The sequence below is a fragment of the Bacillus sp. B25(2016b) genome (genome assembly GCF_001679765.1).
Taxonomy (GTDB): domain Bacteria; phylum Bacillota; class Bacilli; order Bacillales; family Bacillaceae_G; genus Bacillus_A; species Bacillus_A thuringiensis_K.
In genome coordinates, this window is the sequence record NZ_CP016285.1 from 3,579,792 (window position 1) to 3,598,753 (window position 18,962).

An 18,962-nucleotide genomic window follows, 5' to 3' on the forward strand; every position below is an offset into this window, starting at 1 on the left:
GCTACACCTTCTTCCTTAAACAAGCAATATAAAAGCCATCCGTTGCAAAATAATGCGGCAAAATTTGTACTTGACCTTCATCAATATACGGAGTTAATTTTTCTGGCATACGCTCTTTTAGCGTAGTATCCCATTCAAATTCAGGATGTTCTTGTAAAAACTTCTCTATTACTTGTTCATTTTCTATTTTCTCAATTGTGCACGTACTATAAACAAGACGACCGCCTTGCTTTAATAATGGTGCTATTTTTTCTAGTATTGCAATTTGAATCGTCGATAATCTTTCACTATCGCCTTTATCTTTTCCTAACTTAATATCAGGTTTACGTCTAATTACACCAAATCCAGAACACGGTGCATCTACCAATATTTTATCAAACGTTTCATTTGCAAAGTGCTCTTGCACTTTTCTAGCATCTAGCGCTTTAGTTTCGACATTTTCTAGACCCAGTCGCTCTGCTTGCTGTTTAATTAAACGTACTTTGTGTGCATGTAAATCAAGGGACATGACCTTACCAGTTCCCTTTAATCGTTCGGCGATATGCGTTGTTTTTCCGCCTGGAGCAGCACAACTATCAAGAACTGCATCTCCCGTATTCGGTTCTAAAGCACGTGCTACAAGCATAGAACTTTCATCTTGAATAGAAAGAAATCCTTTTTTAAATGCTTCTGTATGTGCTACATTACCTCTTTCAATCTGAATTGCATCATCTGACAAGTCACCACGTTTTGCTTCTATACCTTCACTTGCCAACAACTCAATCGCTTCTTCTACCGTTACCTTATCAACATTCACACGTGCTGTTGGTACAGGTGGTAACATGTTTACTTCGCACATTTTTTCTGCAGTTTCTAAACCATATTCTGAAGTCCACTCTTGGACAAGCCAAACTGGATGACTTGTTGTAATTGCAAGACGTTCTACTGGATCCTTGATTTCATCTACAGAAGGTACACCTTCTCTCTGAATCGAACGTAATACACCGTTCACCATACCAGCAATCCCCTTATGCCCGCGACGCTTTGCAATCTCAACCGCTTCATGAATAGCCGCTCTTTCTGGCACTCGGTCTAAATAAATCATTTGATATAAAGATAAGCGAAGCAATACTCTTACCCACGCCTCAACCTTCTTTTTTAAAAAAGGCTGTAAATAATAATCTAATGTGTCACGACGTTGAATCGTTCCATATACAATTTCAGTTAATAAACCAATATCTTTTCTATCAATTGTACTCTTTTCAATTAGATTATTTAAAAGTAAGTTACTGTATGCACCACTTTTTTCTACTTGAATTAAACCATCAAGAGCTAATTCACGAACATTTTGTCTCATGCATTTTCTCCTAACTTCGTTCCAATTTCAGGTTTTGTTCCACGTAAAAATTGTGAACAACTCATACGCTTTTTACCAGAAGGTTGCAATTCGGTAATTTTAACACCTGTTTCATTACCTGTTGCTACAACAAAACCATCTTCTTCGATTGCAACAATCGTACCTGCTTCAGCTGATTTCGTTACAGGTACTTTTTCTCCCCACCATACTTTAACAACTTGTCCTGCTAAAGTTGTATAAGCAACTGGCCATGGATTCAATCCGCGAATGTGATTGTATACTTCTTCACCTGTTTTTGTCCAATCAATTTTCTCTTGCTCACGTTTTATATTGTACGCAAACGTTACTTCTTCTTCGTTTTGTTTAATCGGTTCTAACTTACCTTGAATTAATAAAGGCACTGTTTTAGATAGAAGGTGTGCTCCTGCTTCACTTAATTTATCAAATAATGAGCCTGTCGTTTCACGCTCTTCAATTTCCACTTTCACTTGCGTTAAGATATCACCAGCATCCAATTTTTCTACCATATACATAATTGTAATACCTGTTTTTTCTTTACCTTCCATAATTGCATAATGAATTGGTGCACCACCACGAAGTTCAGGAAGTAAAGAAGCGTGGACATTAATACATCCATACTTCGGTGCTTCTAAAATTTCATTTGGTACAATCTGACCAAATGCAGCTGTTACAATTAAATCTGGCTCTAACGCCAATACTTTTTCATATTCATCTTTTTCACGAATTTTTAACGGCTGTAACACAGGGATACCATGTTTTTCCGCTTCAACTTTAACAGGTGTAGGGGTTAATACTTTTTTTCTACCTACTGGACGATCAGGTTGCGTCACAACACCTACTACCTCATAGCCATCTTCAATAAGACGACGAAGCACCGGCACTGAAAAGTCCGGTGTTCCCATAAATACTACTTTTATCATTTAAAAACCGCTCCTTTTAACACCTATTCTAGTTCGTTTTCTTCATAATATCTTGTCACTTTCGATGTAAATAAAACACCGTGTAAATGATCGATTTCATGTTGAATTGCACGCGCTAAAAATCCTTCCGCTTCTAATAAGAATACTTTCCCACGGCGATTTTGCGCTCTTACTTTAATATAATCGGCACGTTCTACTTCACCATAAAGTCCCGGGAAGCTTAAACAGCCTTCGGGACCTACTTGTTCACCACGTTTTTCTAATATTGATGGATTGATTAACTCGATTTTCCCAGTATCATCATCGACATCAACAATCGCTACTTGCAAGCTTACACCTACTTGAGGCGCAGCTAAACCGACTCCGTCCGCAATTAACATTGTTTCATGCATATCTTTCAACAATTTCACTAACTTTTTATCAAAGTTAATTACTCTTTCGCATGGTGTTTCTAACACTTCATTTGGATGCTTTACTATTTCTAAAACTGCCATATTTCCCTCCGCTACATTAACATTGTTGGATTAAAATCAATTGAGATTTGTAGCTCTTTTTGCATTTCTGCTTGATAATGTTCATTTACCATTTTGAGCACGTTCTTTAAGTTTGGTTCCCGTTTGTATTTTATCATGCATTGATAACGATATCTATCTTTTATCCTTGGAATTGCTGAAGCAACTGGTCCTAGCACCATTGTTTGCTGTGAGCAATGCGTTCGTAAATACGAGGCAATTTTTTCCGTCACTTGTACCGCTTTTAATAATTCAGGATGAGATACAGTTACGAGTACAACATAGTAATATGGGGGATATTGTCTTGTTCGTCTCATTTGCATTTCTTGATCAAAAAACACATCATATTGTTGGTTCTTCGCTAACTCTATACTGTAATGTTCTGGCGTATACGTTTGAATCACAACTTCCCCTGGCAATTCATGTCTACCCGCTCGTCCACTTACTTGAGTCAATAACTGGTATGTCTTTTCACTCGCCCGAAAATCAGGTAAGTGAAGCATCGTATCTGCAGTTAAAACCCCAACGAGCGTTACTTTCGGAAAATCTAATCCTTTAGCAATCATTTGTGTTCCGAGTAATATATCTGCTTTTTCTTCCCCGAACGCCTTTAATAATTTTTCATGCATTCCTTTTCGACTTGTCGTATCTACATCCATTCGAATGACTCGTGCCTCTGGAAATAGTTTTGTAATTTCTTCTTCTACCTTTTGTGTACCTGTACCAAAGAAACGAATGTATGTACTTTGACAAGCTGGACACTCAGTTGGCATATTCTCTTCGTAACTACAGTAATGACATTTTAAACGATGATTCATTTTATGATATGTCAATGAAATATCACAATGCGGACATTGGACAACATATCCACAATCACGGCACATTACAAATGTTGAATGACCTCTTCTATTTAAAAAGAGTACCATTTGTTCTTTCTTTTCTAATCGATCTACTATTTTTTCATGCAGCGCCTTAGAAAACATTGATCGATTCCCGTCACGAAGTTCTTCTCGCATGTCAACAATCTCTACCGTTGGTAAAGCTTGTTCATTCATACGTTTTTCCATTGTTAATAGTTCATAAACACCCTTTTTCGCCCTTGCAAACGATTCAAGTGTTGGTGTCGCACTACCGAGAACGATAGGACATTTATGATATTGCCCTCTCCAGACAGCTACATCTCTTGCATGATACCTCGGATTATCTTCTTGTTTGTAGCTTGATTCATGCTCTTCATCAATAATAATAATCCCTAAATTCTCAAAAGGCGCAAAAACAGCTGAACGCGCACCAACTACAACTTTCACTTCTTTTCTTAAAATCTTACGCCACTCGTCATACTTTTCTCCAACAGACAACGCACTATGAAGAACTGCAACTTGCGAGCCAAACCTACCTTTAAAACGATCCACCATTTGGGGCGTTAGTGCAATTTCAGGAACAAGAACGATAGCTTCTTTTCCTTTCTCTAGCACTGCTGCTATAGATTGTAAATATACTTCTGTCTTTCCACTTCCTGTAACACCATATAGTAAAAATGGATTATAAGTTTCATTTGTAATTGATGATAAAATCGGTGTAATAACTTGTTTTTGTTCCTCCGTAAGTGGAAATGGTTTCGTTTGTTCAAAATCATCATCGTCATACGGATTTCGGTATACTTCCACATACTTTTCTGAAATGAATCCCTTTTTAACAAGTGCTTTTATTGGAGCATCTGTTATTTGTAACTCTTCTGTAATTACTTTCAACGGTGCACTTTTATAATTTTCCACAAAATAATAAAGTACATCTTGTTGTTTTTTACTTTTTAGTTCAAATGCTGCTAATTCTAATTTATCTTCTGGCAACTCCGGTTGTACGACTCTTTGCTTCTTCTTTTGTACCTTATCTTTCACTTGATAAACGACTTCAACCGTACCATTTTTAATTTCTTGTTGAATAGTCCGGTATAAATGTGGCTGTTGCTCGATTACTTCAAAATCAATTGCTTCTTTATCCTGAAATAAATATAGTATTTCAGGTGCTAGTTCTGCCTGTTTACAAAGTTGTAGACGTTTTTTATATGTTGCTTTTATCGCAGTTGGAAGCATCACTTGAAAAGCTGAAATCATGTAGCATAACGTTTCACTTGTAAGCCAATATCCAAGCTTTAATAATTCATCATTTAAAACCGGTGTTACATCTAATATTTCATGGATTGTCTTTAACTTCTTACTTTCTACATCCACCGAATCTTTAATCCCAATAATAAAACCTTGCAATTTCCTTGGCCCAAACGGAACTACTACACGCATTCCTGTCTGTACAATATCTTCCCATTTTTTAGGGATAATGTAATCAAATGATCGATCTGTCTGACGGGCAGGTACATCAACAATTACACTTGCAAATTTCATAAACGATCATCTTCTAACATCATTTCAATTTGCTTCAATATTTCACGAGCTACCTCTTTTTTCATTAAAAGTGGCAACTCAATAACTTTTCCATCTTTTCTATACATTGTTACAATATTCGTATCCGTGCCAAATCCTGCTCCTTGTGCTTTTACATCATTCGCGACAATCATATCTGCATTCTTCTCACGTAATTTTTTCGTTGCATATTCCTCTACATTTGTCGTTTCAGCAGCAAAACCGATAAGTAACTGTTTATTCTTTTTCTGACCTAACGTTTTTAAAATATCCACCGTTCTTTCGAGTTCAATGACAGCATCACCATTTTGCTTTTTCATTTTATTATCATGAACATATTTCGGCCGATAATCTGCAACTGCTGCTGTTTTAATGACAACGTCTACGTTTTGATAATGTTGAAGAACTGCTTCTAACATATCTTGTGCAGATTCCACTTGCACTGTCGTTACATGTAACGGTGGATTTAATGCTGTCGGTCCTGAAATGAGTATAACATCAGCGCCTAAATTCGCTGCCACTTCCGCAATCGCATACCCCATTTTTCCAGAAGAAAAATTCGTCATAAAGCGAACTGGATCAACCTTTTCACGTGTCGGGCCAGCAGTTATTAATATTCTTTTTCCCTGCAATGGTTTGTGTTCTGAGAAAGCTTCCTCTAAACGTGCAATAATTGCTTCAGGTTCTTCTAGTCGTCCCTTCGCTACATATCCACATGCTAAAAAGCCTTCCCCAGGCTCAATAAATGTATATCCTAGCGTTTTCAATGTCATCATATTTTTTTGAACAATTTTATTTTCATACATATGCACATTCATAGCAGGCGCAATCCATACCGGAGCTGTAGTAGCTAACAAAGTAGTTGTAATCATATCATCTGCAATACCACTAGCTAACTTTCCAATACAATTGGCAGTAGCAGGTGCGACAAGTACAACATCCGCCCAATCTGCTAAATCAATATGAGCGATAACAGCTGAGTCTTTCTCATCAAATGTATCCGTATATACATCATGGCGAGAAAGCGCTTGGAATGTAAGAGGCGTAACAAACTTCATTGCCGACTCACTCATCATTACTTTTACAATCGCGCCAGATTGTGTCAATTTACTTGTTAACGCAGCTGCTTTAAAAACCGCAATGCCTCCTGTTACACATAGAAGTATCTTTTTCCCTTTTAGCATATGACTCGTCCTCTTTCTTTTTCAAACTTATAATACTGAAATAGAATTCTCAGCTCGTCAGTACCAATATTTCATTCCTTTCGTAAAAAAATAACAACCTACTTGTAAATAGGTTGTTACCGTTACATAGAAAATTATAAAGTCTATGTTTTATTTTGTCGAAGGCAAAGGCTTATTCAGCTACTTTATCTTCACTTGGTACGTAGCTTAATGCTTCTGCATCGATTTCTTCTAATGCTTTACCTACACATTTATGAGAAACAGGTTTTTCTACAACACAGTTATTAGCAAGTTGCATTTCACGTGCGCGTTTTGCAGCTACTGTTACTAATGTGTACTTAGAATCGATTTTTTGTAGTAATGAGTCAATTGATGGATTTAACATAATTATAGACCCTCCGTCATTTCTTTATAATATTTTGCTACCCTTTCGCGGCGGCAATGTTCGCCAACCACAATGGCTTTAATTCTATCACAAGCTAATTTAACTTGATCGTTTTCTACTACATAGTCGTAAGCGTCCATCATCTCGATTTCTTCTTTCGCTACAGTTAAACGATTTTCAATAACATCTTCAGTCTCTGTACCACGTCCGACAATACGGCTCTTTAGTTCAGATAAACTTGGAGGTGCTAAGAAAATAAATACACCTTCTGGGAAAGCTTTCTTAACTTGAATTGCTCCTTGCACTTCAATTTCTAAGAATACATCTTTTCCTTCTTGTAATGTTTTTTCAACATAGTCAATCGGTGTTCCGTAATAATTACCTACGAACTCAGCCCACTCAAGTAATTTTTCATTACGAATCATTTCCTCGAATTCTTCTCTTTCTTTAAAGAAATAATCCACACCATCTACTTCACCTTCACGCGGCTTACGTGTCGTTACTGAAATAGAGTACTGAAAACGTGTATCCTCATGGCTAAACAGCTCTTTACGAACCGTCCCTTTTCCAACCCCAGAAGGCCCTGAAAGAACGATGAGCAATCCTCTTCTACTTCTCATAAATATGTAAAACCTACCCTTCCTCACTTAAATCTTCTTTATTATTCAAACGATGTGCAATCGTCTCTGGTTGAATTGGACTTAATACAACATGCCCATCATCCATAACAATAACCGCCCTTGTTTTTCTCCCATACGTAGCATCAAGCAAAGCATTATGTTCGCGTGCTTCCTGTACTGTTCGTTTAATAGGAGCTGACTCCGGACTTACAATAGCAATAATTCGATGAGCAGATACAATATTTCCGTATCCAATATTTAAAAACCGCATGGCCATAGTTTGCGCCTCCTAGTAAGTCTATCCGATTTCTCCACCACGTATAACTTTACATATTTTTTGAAAGCTACTCAATATTTTGTACTTGTTCACGAATTTTTTCAAGGTTATTTTTCATTTCTACAACATATTTTGAAATTGTTAAGTCATTTGCCTTAGAACCAATCGTATTAATTTCTCTATGCATCTCTTGCACGATGAAATCCATTTTCCTTCCAACAGGCTCTTCAATCTGCAGTGTTTCACGAAATTGCTCTAAATGACTTTGCAAACGAACTAACTCTTCATGAATATCACAACGCTCTGCAAAGATTGCGACTTCTGTTAGCAATCTTTGTTCATCTAGATCTTGATTATGTAATTCTTTTAAGCGATTTTCTAATCGTTCACGATATTTTTGTGTAACAATTGGTGCATGTGGAATAATTGCATTTACACAATTGCTAATCTCTTGTAAACGATACGCTATATCTTTATGTAATCGTTCTCCTTCGCCATCTCTCATCGTTTTCAACATATGAGCAGCTTGACGAACAGCCTCATATAAACTGTTCTCAAAATGTTCATTTACATTTTCTATTTCTTCAATTGCTGTTACTTCTGGCATTGCCATTAATTGCTGAAGTGTAATAGAATCTTGTAATTGAAATTTCCCTTTTATATCTTCCATCATCGATTGGTACTGCTCAAGAAGTGACCAATTCACACTTAATTTTCTTTCAACAAGTCCTTCACCCGCTATACTAATAGACACTTCAATGCGTCCACGTCGAACTTGCTGTGCAATTATTTTACGAATTTTGTCCTCAAATACCATCATTTGCTTAGGAAGTCGAATACTCATCTCTAAAAAACGGTGGTTCACCGATTTCATTTCTACTGTAATTTGAAAAGTATCACTTTCTACTTTCGATCTTCCAAACCCTGTCATACTAGAAATCATTTTTATCACATCCAAGCCATAAAATAACTCAATGAAAAAGGTAATAGAGACAAGGCTCTACTACCTTCTGTAAATTATATCACATTTTCATAACATTGACTATTTCAAGTTTAATCCCTTCTTATATAACATCGACTTTTTCTTCTTAGCCTTTTTCCCTGTTAATAAAGAGCCTACTAGTAAGAAAGTCGGAATTGATGACAAACCTCCAATTAATAACCAATCTCTTGCTTGTATCGGCATTGTGCTAAAGATCGGTTGTAACGGTGGATAATATATAACCACTAGCATGAGTAGTAACGAAATAATAACCGCCCCTACTAAATACACGTTCCCAAATGGATTACGGTGAAAGACAGAATGCTCACTGCGACAATCAAATACATGAATAAGCTGAGCAAGTACCAACGTCGCAAAAGCTACAGTTTGTGCATATTTCAGTTCATTTGGATGTTGGTTATACGCAATAATGAACGCTACTAACGTCACTGCCCCAATTAAAAAACCTCGACTTATTATTTTCCACGCAAGCCCTCTAGCAAATACCCCTTCTTTCGGGTGGCGCGGTGTTCTCTTCATCACATCTCCTTCAGCCTTATCCAAACCTAATGCCATCGCTGGTAAACCATCAGTAACTAAGTTCACCCATAAAATTTGAATAGGAACCATCGGCAGTGGTAATGCAAGTAACATCGCAAATAACATAACTAAAATTTCTCCAACATTTGACGCCAATAAGTAGCGAATGAACTTACGTATGTTCTCATATATATTTCTTCCTTCTTTAATTGCTGATTTAATTGTAGCAAAATTATCGTCTAGTAAAACAAGTGAAGAGGCTTCTTTCGCAACATCTGTCCCTGTAATTCCCATCGCTATCCCAATATCCGCTGTTTTTATCGCTGGAGCATCGTTCACTCCATCACCTGTCATCGCTACTATATGTCCTTGATTTTGCAGTGCCTTAACAATTTTTAATTTATGTTCAGGTGATACACGAGCGAATACATACGTATCTTCTACAACATTTTCTAATTCCTCCACATCCATATTCGCGAGTTCTACGCCTTCAACAACGCGTCCATCTGGTGGTAAAACTCCTAATTGTTCAGCAATCGCCATTGCTGTCACTTTATGATCACCTGTAATCATTACTGTTCGAATACCAGCTTCTTTACACTCTTTTACCGCCTGCGCCACTTCTGGCCTTGGCGGGTCAATCATACCTTGTATCCCAACCAACATAAAATCTTTTTCAACGTCTCTTTCATGTTCAATAGAATCCGTGACTTTTAAAGGCTTAAACGCAACTGCAATTGTTCGAAGCGCTTGACTACCTAAGCTATGAATAGCCGCCTGTACTTCTTTTCTATATAGCTCACTTAACGGCTGCTGCTTATCCCCCCATAAGATTGTTTGACTCATTTGCAAAAGAACATCAGGTGCTCCTTTCGTAACAATAAACTTTTTCCCCTCTCGATCTCGTACAATAACACTCATCATTTTTCGAGTTGAATCAAAGGGAAATTCACGAATAATTTCAAATTTCCCTTTCAACGCCTCACGTGTTATCCCAGCTTTCATTGCTGCAGCTACAAGCGCTCCCTCTGTTGGATCTCCATCTAATACGTACGCCTTTTTCTTTTGAATAATATTTGCATTGTTACATAGTGAACCAAATGTAAGTAGCTGATAAAGTGATTTTGTCTTAGCTGGATTCACTTCTTTTTCACCTTTCATAAAAGAGCCATTAGGTTCATATCCTTGCCCTGTCACTTTCCACAATTCTCCGCCTGACCACATATGTGTTACCATCATTTTGTTTTGCGTCATTGTTCCCGTTTTATCAGAGCATATAACAGAAGCGCAGCCTAACGTTTCTACGGCCGGTAACTTCCTTACAATTGCTCTCTTTTTTATCATACGCTGTACACCAAGTGATAAAGCTACTGTAACAATTGCTGGCAATCCTTCTGGAATAGCCGCAACAGCTAGCGATACGCCAGCTAAAAACATATGATATACTTCATTCCCTTGATACACACCAGCCAATACAACGAGCGCTGTCAAAATAAGAGCTACAATAATTAATATTTTTCCGAGCTGTTCTAACCTTCTTTGCAGTGGCGTTTCCATTTGCTCTGCATTTTGCAACATATTTGCAATTTGCCCCATCGCTGTATTCATACCAGTTGCTACAACAACTCCTGTACCAGATCCTCGCGTAATCATTGTCCCCATAAAAGCCATATTTTTTTGATCCCCAATTGCAACATCTTGCCCTTGCAATGCTTCTACCTTCTTTTGTACAGGTACGGACTCCCCTGTCAAAGCAGACTCTTCAATATATAAACTTGATGCCTCAACAAGACGCACATCAGCCCCAATACGATCACCACTGGAAAACTTAATAATATCCCCTAAAACAAGTGCTTTAGATGGTGCTTTTACCCACTTTCCATTCCGCATTACAGTAACTTGCGGAGCGGCTAGTTCCTTTAAAGCTTCCAATGATTTTTCAGCTTTTCTTTCTTGAAAAAAGCCGAGAATACCATTGATAATAACAATGGCAACAATAGCAATAGAATCAATGTATTCACCTAAAAACGCAGAAACAATTGTTGCTCCAAACAAAACGAGTACCATGAAATCTTTAAACTGTGCTAAAAATACCATTAGTGCAGAAGGCCTTTTTGCTTCTTCTAATTCATTAGTACCAAATTTCTTTACTCGCCCTTCTGCTTCTTTCTCTGTAAGTCCAACCTTTACATTCGTATTCGTTCTTTCTTCCACTTCGTGTGCTCGCATTCCATACCAGTTCATCCTGCTATCGACCTCCTGATTCCAGACATACTCTATTGAAAGCTTATTCAGCCTCGTCCAAAAAAATGCTATAATTAACATTTAGTTAGAAAGGAGTGTTCATTTATGGCATTCGATGGATTATTTACAAGAGCGATTACACATGAAATTGAAAATTCTCTTTACACAGGAAGAATTTCCAAAATATATCAACCTTCAAAATACGAGATTTTATTACATATTCGAGCGAATGGAAAGAACCAAAAACTAATTCTTTCATCTCATCCTACATATGCGCGTATGCACTTAACGAATCAAAACTACGATTCGCCAGCAATACCGCCGATGTTCTGTATGCTTCTTCGCAAACATTTAGAAGGTGGATTTATTGAAAAAATTGAACAAATCGACTTAGAACGCATTATTCAAATTACAGTTCGCAGTCGTAATGAAATCGGAGACGAATCATTAAAAACATTAGTAATTGAAATAATGGGACGACATAGTAACATTATCTTATTAGATACGAAAACAAACGTGATTTTAGATAGCTTAAAACACGTTTCATTAGCCGTAAACCGTCACCGAACTGTATATGCTGGTGCTGAGTACGTCGCGCCACCAGCCCAACATAAAATCAATCCTCTGCAAATTGAAACCGCAGATGGTTTTATTAGACCGCTAGACTTTCTATCTGGAAATATGGATAAACAACTCGTCGGTGCTTTCATGGGAATATCCCCATTATTTGCAAAAGAAATAGTAAAGAAAGCCGGTATGGTAAACGAGAAAGCATTATCAGAAGCATTTTTCTCTATACAAACACCATTACTATCTCATGCATATACACCTACAATGATTACTGCAAATGGAAAAGAATTCTTTTATCTTTTCCCTCTTACACACTTGCAAGGAGAAGAAAAAACATTCTCATCAGTGAGCGAATTGTTAGATCGTTTCTTCTTTGGCAAAGCAGAACGTGATCGTGTAAAACAACAAGCTCATGATTTAGAACGCTTTATGCAAAACGAAAAAAACAAAAACGAGAAAAAACTCATTAAACTCGAAAAAACACTGCAAGATTCCGGAAAAGCAGATAAATATCAACTATTTGGAGAGCTACTTACAGCCAATATGTACGCTTTAAAAAAGGGCGATAAAGATATTGAGGTCGTTAATTATTACGATGAGAATGGTGGAACTGTAAAAATCACATTAGATCCTTTAAAAACACCATCTGAAAATGCACAACGCTATTTCCAAAAGTATCAAAAAGCAAAAAATTCAGTTGTTGTTGTAGAAGAACAAATCGAAAAAACAAATGAAGAAATTCTTTATTTTGATAGCTTACTTCAACAAATGGAAGCTGCTTCTTCAAAAGATATTGAAGAAATTCGTGAGGAATTAGCTGAAGAAGGTTATGTGCGCAATCGTAAAACAAAAAACGCAAAGAAAAAGCCTACTAAACCAGTATTAGATAAATATGTAGCAAGTGATGGCACAGAGATTTTCGTTGGTAAAAACAATAAACAAAATGATTATTTAACAACGAAGTTTGCCCGCCGTGATGAAATTTGGTTACATACGAAAGACATACCTGGTTCTCACGTTGTCATTCGTTCTTTAGAGCCTGCTGAAGAAACTTTACTAGAAGCTGCCAAGATTGCTGCCTATTACAGTAAAGCAAAAGAGTCTAGCTCTGTACCTGTTGATTTCACCAAAATACGCCATGTTAAAAAACCGAGTGGTGCAAAACTTGGTTTTGTTACGTATGACAATCAGCAAACCGTATATGTAACACCAGATGCTGATACAGTAATGAAATTAAAAGCGTAAATAAAAAAATGCGTTGCTTGTATGCAGCGCATTTTTTATATTCGTTCACACTAATTCATATACCCATTTACTAATTCATAACATCTTGCTTTTGTCATCTTATATTTCTCTTCTGAGGCTTCTATACGCCTCATCGTTCCATTATTTGTATCAGTACCAATTGCTTTAACTTTACTTTCTTTTTCTTTAACCCACGCAATTTGTTTCGTTTTTAACGACTGGAACGCATCAGCTGACATCGTACTTTTTAATGTACTGTAAATTTCATTTAGTTTATTATCCCACAGTTCATAATTTCCTTCTATTTCATTTACTATATCATTGGTTGACATAGCATTCGTATGTTTTTCTTGTTTATCTATAGCAGCTAATTCGCTTAAAACATTTGCTCTATCTATCTTTGAAGAAGATTCTTTTTGCGATTGTTTCTCGTCTTTTGAGCCTGTATACGCACTGGAATCCTTTCTCTGTACTTGTTCTGTTTCTTGAATATTTCTTTCTTTCGTTACTTTTTCATACCTATTTTCATCTACATTGTATGAAATAAGAGATGTTTTCGCATTTACAGTAATTAATCCGTTACTATCTTTGAATATATATTTCTTATCGCCACTATTTTCTTCACTTACAAATGACACATTCTTATCGTCTGGCATTTGTAAAATTCTATTTGCTTCTTCTTTTGTAAGTTTTAAATCTTCAGGAAAAACGAATGACCATTTATCCATTAACCATTCCCCTTCTTTATACACCAAATGAAATTCCCATTCTTGGGCCGCATGACCTATTTCATCTTCTAAACTTAATGTATGTACCGTTAAATTTTCTTTATCTTGTGAAGAAGAAAATCTTATTTCAGATTGAAAATAATTTGGGAATGGTAACATATCAGTCTCTCTCGATCTATTAAAGTTATTAAGCAATTCAGGAAGCTGATTCTCTACAAACTTTTTTGAAACTAATCCCTTAACTCCTTTTTTAACTGTCTCTAAATCCCCAGGATTATTTCGGCTCCATCCATTTTCTTTTTCCATCTCACTAAACGCGTTTGCTATTCCATCTACACTCTTTCTTACAATCTTTTTTGCTTCTTTTTCTGTCACTTCTGGCGCTTCATCAAGCTGTTCAATCATTTTATTCACTTGAACTTTGTTTTCACTTGTTTCACACCCCGTTATAACAAGCATACTAGCGGCCAAACAAAATGACATTACTTTACTTAATTTCTTCATACATTCACATTCCTTAACCCAATTTTTTCGTTACATCTCTTTACCTACAAAAAAACGTAACAATCCCTTATTATACCAATTTTTTAATTTATTTATACAAAAAATATAATATTTAAATTAAAAAGATTTTGTTTGCAAGTTTACATTATTGTTCATTCACATAAAAACTTACTGTAAAAATTATATATATATTTATTTTACATCCGTCTAGTTTTTTTGACACACAGCTATCCTCTTCTCTTTTATTCTAAATAAATATATTGGCACAATTCTTGCTTTATTAATGTAAAAAGGAGGAATTAAAATGAATATAAGAATAACTAACATCCAAAAACAACTACATAATTACGGAATCGACGGGTTACTTATTACAAAGAAAGAAAACCGTCAATATGCAACAGGCTTTACAGGTAGCGCTGGCGGCGTCTTAATCTCTGCCGATCAAGCTGTTTTTATCACTGATTTCCGCTATGTAGATCAAGCGAAATCACAAATAAAAGATGCTGAAATTATTATGCATAAAGGAAATTTAGAAAAAGAAATTGCACATCAAGTATCGAAATTAAACATTCAAAAACTTGGAATTGAAGAAAACAACATGATATTGCAACAATATAAAAACTTGCAAAAATACGTGCAGGCGGAAATGATTCAAGTGTGCGAAATTATCGAAAATATTCGTATCATTAAAGACACGCCTGAAATAGAAACAATGAAAATTGCAGCTAATATCGCGGACGAAGCATTTCACCACATTCTTACGTTTCTAAAACCAGGAATAAGTGAAAATGCTGTACGAGATGAATTAGAATTTTTCATGCGAAAAAAAGGGGCTACATCTTCTTCATTCCAAATCATTGTAGCCTCAGGCGTTCGTTCTTCACTTCCCCATGGAGTTGCATCAAATAAAATAATCGAACGAGGGGATATCGTTACATTAGACTTCGGTGCACTTTACGACGGATATTGTTCCGATATAACACGTACTGTAGCAATAGGGGAACCATCGGAAGAATTCAAAAAAATATACAATGTTGTACGAGAAGCGTTAAAACGTGGGACTGAAGCGATTAAGCCTGGAGAAACTGCGAAAAGTATCGATGATGTAACAAGAAAATACATTACAGATTGTGGATATGGTCAATATTTTGGACACTCTACTGGTCATGGTCTTGGGTTAGAAATACATGAACCTCTTCGCTTATCTCAAGAAAGTACGGCTACTTTAGAAGAAGGTATGGTTGTTACCGTTGAACCTGGTATTTACATTCCGAACTGGGGCGGTTGTAGAATTGAAGACGATATCGTCATTACAAAAGAAGGCTATGAAGTTATTACAAAATCAAATAGAGAACTAATTGTTATTCCTTGTTGAAATCACGACCTTTTTTAAAGGAGTTTTTCGTTGCACATAGAATTCTTTCTCTGGAGTCATCGTTTAAGAGGGGGAATTTAAATTGAATTTTGTAATTGATAAGATAGATGGGTTACAGTCTGAATTTTCAAATCTTGTTTCCATGATGAATTACGCTCGCTATACAACAATGCAAGCGGTGGAAGGTTTAACAATTGAGGAACTTGATTATTTATATGATAAGGACACAAATTCAATTGGCATGTTATTGTACCATATGGCCGCTATTGAATTTTACTACCAGATTCATACTTTTGAAGACCGTGAACCAACGGAGGCTGAATTAGAACGCTGGTTACCTGGCATTGAATTAGGCGATCTTGGACGTGAGAAAATAAAAGGAAACGCTATAGAATTTTACATCAATACATTACAAGAAGTACGTTCCAAAACAATCGAGACTTTTCAATCGTTACCTGATGAATGGTTATTTAAAACGACAGACTTTTGGTATGACAAACCAGCAAATAACTATTTTAAGTGGTTTCACGTTTTTGAAGATGAAATCAATCATCGTGGACAAATTCGTTTAATTAAAAAGATGCAAAAAGCTCATGCAGTAAAATGAGGAAATGCCACCGAATAAGGTGGCATTTTCTTTTATTCATTAACGAATAGCTTTTCGTTTACTATTTTAGTGACTACCACTACCAACATTAAAATGCATATTAAATATAGCATTTTCGCAATAAACAACCACCCTTGAAACATTACAATTCCATCTATTATCTCATTTCCTTTCCATAACAAAAACGGAATTGTGCTGATTATAATGACAAATTCGATGCTGAAAACCATTTTCTTTTTTCGACTATATGCTTTCCATTCATTCCAGCGATACATAGGAGCAAAAATCAATACGCCTATACATAATATAACTGGTACCCATTCACTGTTAAGAAATTGTCCTGAAATAACTGATAATAGTAAACAAACTAGCACACCATAATATCCTATTTTTTCTCTCATTCGTACTCCCCCATTCCCCTTCTCCTCAAATCCCATTTTTAGGATTAATTGTATTGTATCATCCATTTTTTATTCTTATCATTACAGTACATGAAATTTCACTTTTTTCTTTTTCCTATACTCACATACTTTCACCGCTTTCATACAATACACTACACGAATGCCTAAAGGATGTGAATGTTATGGGAGTTGAATTAACGCTATTACACGCTCTCTACATTATTTGTTTACTCACTATTATTACCTTTTTTATTCTCCGAAAAGATACGACTATCATTTGTATCGTTTTTATCTTTTTATTAGCATTAACTGCAACAAGTTCTATCCCTCTTGCCATTAGCGGAATTTTTCAAAGTTTCATTTACGCCATTACTGAGCTATTACCAACTATATTAATCATCTCCATTATCGTATCAATGAGCAATTTACTCGTTCATACTGGCATAAATGATACGATGATTTCACCATTTACAAAAATGATTCGTACACCTACACTCGCCTACTGGATTATCGGCCTTTTAATGATGACCATTTCTTTCTTCTTTTGGCCTTCTCCAGCTGTCGCCTTAATGGGAGCTATTTTATTACCGGTTGCTGTACGTGTCGGCCTTCCTCCAATTGGGGTTGCAATTGCTATGAACTTATTCGGTCATGGGATTGCTTTATCCGGCGACTTCGTTATACAAGGCGCACCAAAATTAACCGCAGACGCTGCTGGTCTCCCTGTTTCCAGCGTCGTATCTGCAAGTGTTCCACTCGTTATCGTTATGGGCGTTGTGACAACTTCCGTCGCTTTTTTCTTCTTACGAAAAGAGTTTCATACAGGCTTAGCTATACAAGAATCTATTCTATCAACTGAGTCTTCTAAAACGCTCACTTCATTATCTCCTCGCACAAAGAAATGGCTCGCTATTTGTATCCCTATCGTATATATCATTGATATCCTTTGCATGATTCAATTTCAACTACAAGGAAGCGACGCAACTGCACTTATCGGTGGAACAACTGTTATTATGATTATCATCATTTCTCTCATCGCCTACAAAGGTAATGGACTGAATAAAACGACCGATTATTTCATAGAAGGGCTCCAATTTGGCTTTAAAATTTTCGGACCAGTTATTCCTATCGCTGCACTCTTTTATTTAGGAGATAGTGGCTTTGTGAAAATTATCGGGGACTATTTACCGAAAGGTTCACACGGAATCATTAACGACTTAGGCATCGCTTTATCTCAAACTGTTCCTTTAAATCAATATGTATCGGCAGGGACATTAACCATCGTTGGTGTCATTACCGGCTTAGATGGATCAGGTTTTTCAGGTATATCACTTGCTGGTTCCATTGCCAATCTTTTTGGAACAGCACTTGGCCATGGAACAGCTACATTAACAGCACTCGGGCAAATTGCAGCTATATGGACCGGGGGCGGGACGTTAATTCCTTGGGCACTTATTCCTGCTGCTGCGATTTGTAAAGTCGATCCATTTGAACTTGCACGCCGAAACTTTTTACCGGTTGTTATCGGTTTAATTGTCACCACGATCGTTGCGATGTTTATCCTATAACGTAAGCAAGTGTTCTCTTGCTTACGTTTTTTGCTTGTAAAATTCATCATGAATTATCAGTTTTCAAGAGGGATTCGTTATTACTTAGCGAAATTATATTAGGAGAGTAATTATTTCAAAACGTTTACGAGAAACAGATTACTGCAATTAGAAAAGGGGACATACCTATGAATGAATTGATTTTCGTCTTATTAATTTGTCCATTATTTATCTTTATCGTATCTGTTATTGGAACACGCAAAACGAAAACGTATTACGTAATGCCGATTGTAACGTTTGCTAGTTTTTTAATAATAGGTGTTATCGCCTTTACTCCAAAATTTTTCTTTTGGGTCGGCATGTATAGCATTTTCTCATTTATTGTTTCTTATGTGACTCTATTGTTTGTAAGAGGATATAAGCTTGCAGAAAGCACTAAGTAGTTAAGGAGATTGTAATATGATTTTCTTTAATATTGATGGAACTTTACTTGAATTTTTAACAATAATATAAAAAACGACCGCGTTCCCCCGCGGTCGTTTTTTTG

17 protein-coding genes are annotated in these 18,962 nt (G+C 36.3%); 5 read left to right on the forward strand and 12 right to left on the reverse strand.

The genetic code is table 11. From position 1 onward, the window contains the following. Position 1: 1 nt before the first annotated feature. The 10 genes from rsmB to BAQ53_RS18170 all read right to left on the reverse strand — a co-directional run bounded on the left by rsmB (position 2) and on the right by BAQ53_RS18170 (position 11,438). Positions 2 to 1,336, reverse strand: coding sequence for a 16S rRNA (cytosine(967)-C(5))-methyltransferase RsmB (gene rsmB, locus BAQ53_RS18125; protein WP_001249684.1), 1,335 nt, complete (start codon positions 1,334 to 1,336; stop codon positions 2 to 4). Then, positions 1,333 to 2,277 (reverse strand): methionyl-tRNA formyltransferase, encoded by a 945-nt coding sequence (fmt, locus tag BAQ53_RS18130; protein ID WP_208906149.1) that lies wholly within the window; start codon positions 2,275 to 2,277, stop codon positions 1,333 to 1,335. The genes rsmB and fmt overlap by 4 nt, the downstream gene beginning before the upstream one ends. 23 nt (positions 2,278 to 2,300) lie before the next feature. After that, positions 2,301 to 2,771, reverse strand: a complete 471-nt coding sequence (gene def / locus BAQ53_RS18135; RefSeq protein WP_000279463.1) for a peptide deformylase — start codon at positions 2,769 to 2,771, stop codon at positions 2,301 to 2,303. 11 nt (positions 2,772 to 2,782) lie between these two features. Continuing rightward, entirely contained in the window at positions 2,783 to 5,188 is a 2,406-nt protein-coding gene (gene priA, locus BAQ53_RS18140) for a primosomal protein N' (protein WP_208906150.1), read from the reverse strand. Then, on the reverse strand, positions 5,185 to 6,390 hold the full coding sequence (gene coaBC, locus BAQ53_RS18145; protein ID WP_000911760.1) for a bifunctional phosphopantothenoylcysteine decarboxylase/phosphopantothenate--cysteine ligase CoaBC: 1,206 nt from the start codon (positions 6,388 to 6,390) through the stop codon (positions 5,185 to 5,187). The genes priA and coaBC overlap by 4 nt, the downstream gene beginning before the upstream one ends. A 172-nt stretch (positions 6,391 to 6,562) precedes the next feature. Then, positions 6,563 to 6,775: a DNA-directed RNA polymerase subunit omega gene (rpoZ, locus tag BAQ53_RS18150; protein WP_000933960.1), complete on the reverse strand. Its 213-nt coding sequence runs from the start codon at positions 6,773 to 6,775 to the stop codon at positions 6,563 to 6,565. A 2-nt stretch (positions 6,776 to 6,777) separates the two neighbouring features. Next, on the reverse strand, positions 6,778 to 7,395 hold the full coding sequence (gene gmk / locus BAQ53_RS18155) for a guanylate kinase (RefSeq protein WP_046946440.1): 618 nt from the start codon (positions 7,393 to 7,395) through the stop codon (positions 6,778 to 6,780). A 13-nt stretch (positions 7,396 to 7,408) separates the two neighbouring features. After that, positions 7,409 to 7,672 (reverse strand): extracellular matrix/biofilm regulator RemA, encoded by a 264-nt coding sequence (gene remA / locus BAQ53_RS18160; protein WP_001251456.1) that lies wholly within the window; start codon positions 7,670 to 7,672, stop codon positions 7,409 to 7,411. A 67-nt stretch (positions 7,673 to 7,739) separates the two neighbouring features. Continuing rightward, positions 7,740 to 8,615: a YicC/YloC family endoribonuclease gene (locus BAQ53_RS18165; RefSeq protein ID WP_000625869.1), complete on the reverse strand. Its 876-nt coding sequence runs from the start codon at positions 8,613 to 8,615 to the stop codon at positions 7,740 to 7,742. 99 nt (positions 8,616 to 8,714) lie between these two features. Continuing rightward, positions 8,715 to 11,438 carry a calcium-translocating P-type ATPase, SERCA-type gene (locus tag BAQ53_RS18170; protein ID WP_001104779.1) on the reverse strand — a complete coding sequence of 908 codons (2,724 nt, stop codon included), beginning with the start codon at positions 11,436 to 11,438 and terminating at the stop codon, positions 8,715 to 8,717. Between the two features lie 105 nt (positions 11,439 to 11,543). On the opposite strand from BAQ53_RS18170, the gene BAQ53_RS18175 reads away from it, so the two are divergent. Then, a complete protein-coding gene (locus tag BAQ53_RS18175; protein ID WP_208906151.1) occupies positions 11,544 to 13,253 on the forward strand; it encodes an Rqc2 family fibronectin-binding protein in 1,710 nt (569 codons plus the stop codon). A gap of 50 nt (positions 13,254 to 13,303) precedes the next feature. Here the strand turns inward: BAQ53_RS18175 and BAQ53_RS18180 are convergent, their stop codons facing one another. Continuing rightward, positions 13,304 to 14,485, reverse strand: a complete 1,182-nt coding sequence (locus tag BAQ53_RS18180) for a lysozyme inhibitor LprI family protein (protein ID WP_208906152.1) — start codon at positions 14,483 to 14,485, stop codon at positions 13,304 to 13,306. A 304-nt stretch (positions 14,486 to 14,789) separates the two neighbouring features. Here BAQ53_RS18180 and BAQ53_RS18185 point away from each other — a divergent pair, with 304 nt between their 5' ends. Both BAQ53_RS18185 and BAQ53_RS18190 read left to right on the forward strand, forming a co-directional pair. After that, positions 14,790 to 15,860: a M24 family metallopeptidase gene (locus tag BAQ53_RS18185; RefSeq protein ID WP_001026207.1), complete on the forward strand. Its 1,071-nt coding sequence runs from the start codon at positions 14,790 to 14,792 to the stop codon at positions 15,858 to 15,860. A gap of 82 nt (positions 15,861 to 15,942) precedes the next feature. Then, entirely contained in the window at positions 15,943 to 16,467 is a 525-nt protein-coding gene (locus BAQ53_RS18190; protein ID WP_001012046.1) for a DinB family protein, read from the forward strand. A 32-nt stretch (positions 16,468 to 16,499) separates the two neighbouring features. Here BAQ53_RS18190 and BAQ53_RS18195 read toward each other — a convergent pair whose 3' ends face one another. Continuing rightward, positions 16,500 to 16,868 carry a YoqO family protein gene (locus tag BAQ53_RS18195; RefSeq protein WP_002181188.1) on the reverse strand — a complete coding sequence of 123 codons (369 nt, stop codon included), beginning with the start codon at positions 16,866 to 16,868 and terminating at the stop codon, positions 16,500 to 16,502. A 182-nt stretch (positions 16,869 to 17,050) separates the two neighbouring features. On the opposite strand from BAQ53_RS18195, the gene BAQ53_RS18200 reads away from it, so the two are divergent. Next, positions 17,051 to 18,436, forward strand: coding sequence for a membrane protein (locus BAQ53_RS18200; protein ID WP_046946437.1), 1,386 nt, complete (start codon positions 17,051 to 17,053; stop codon positions 18,434 to 18,436). 167 nt (positions 18,437 to 18,603) lie between these two features. Beyond that, positions 18,604 to 18,858 (forward strand): YbeF family protein, encoded by a 255-nt coding sequence (locus tag BAQ53_RS18205; protein ID WP_001003920.1) that lies wholly within the window; start codon positions 18,604 to 18,606, stop codon positions 18,856 to 18,858. The last annotated feature ends 104 nt before the right edge of the window (positions 18,859 to 18,962 follow it).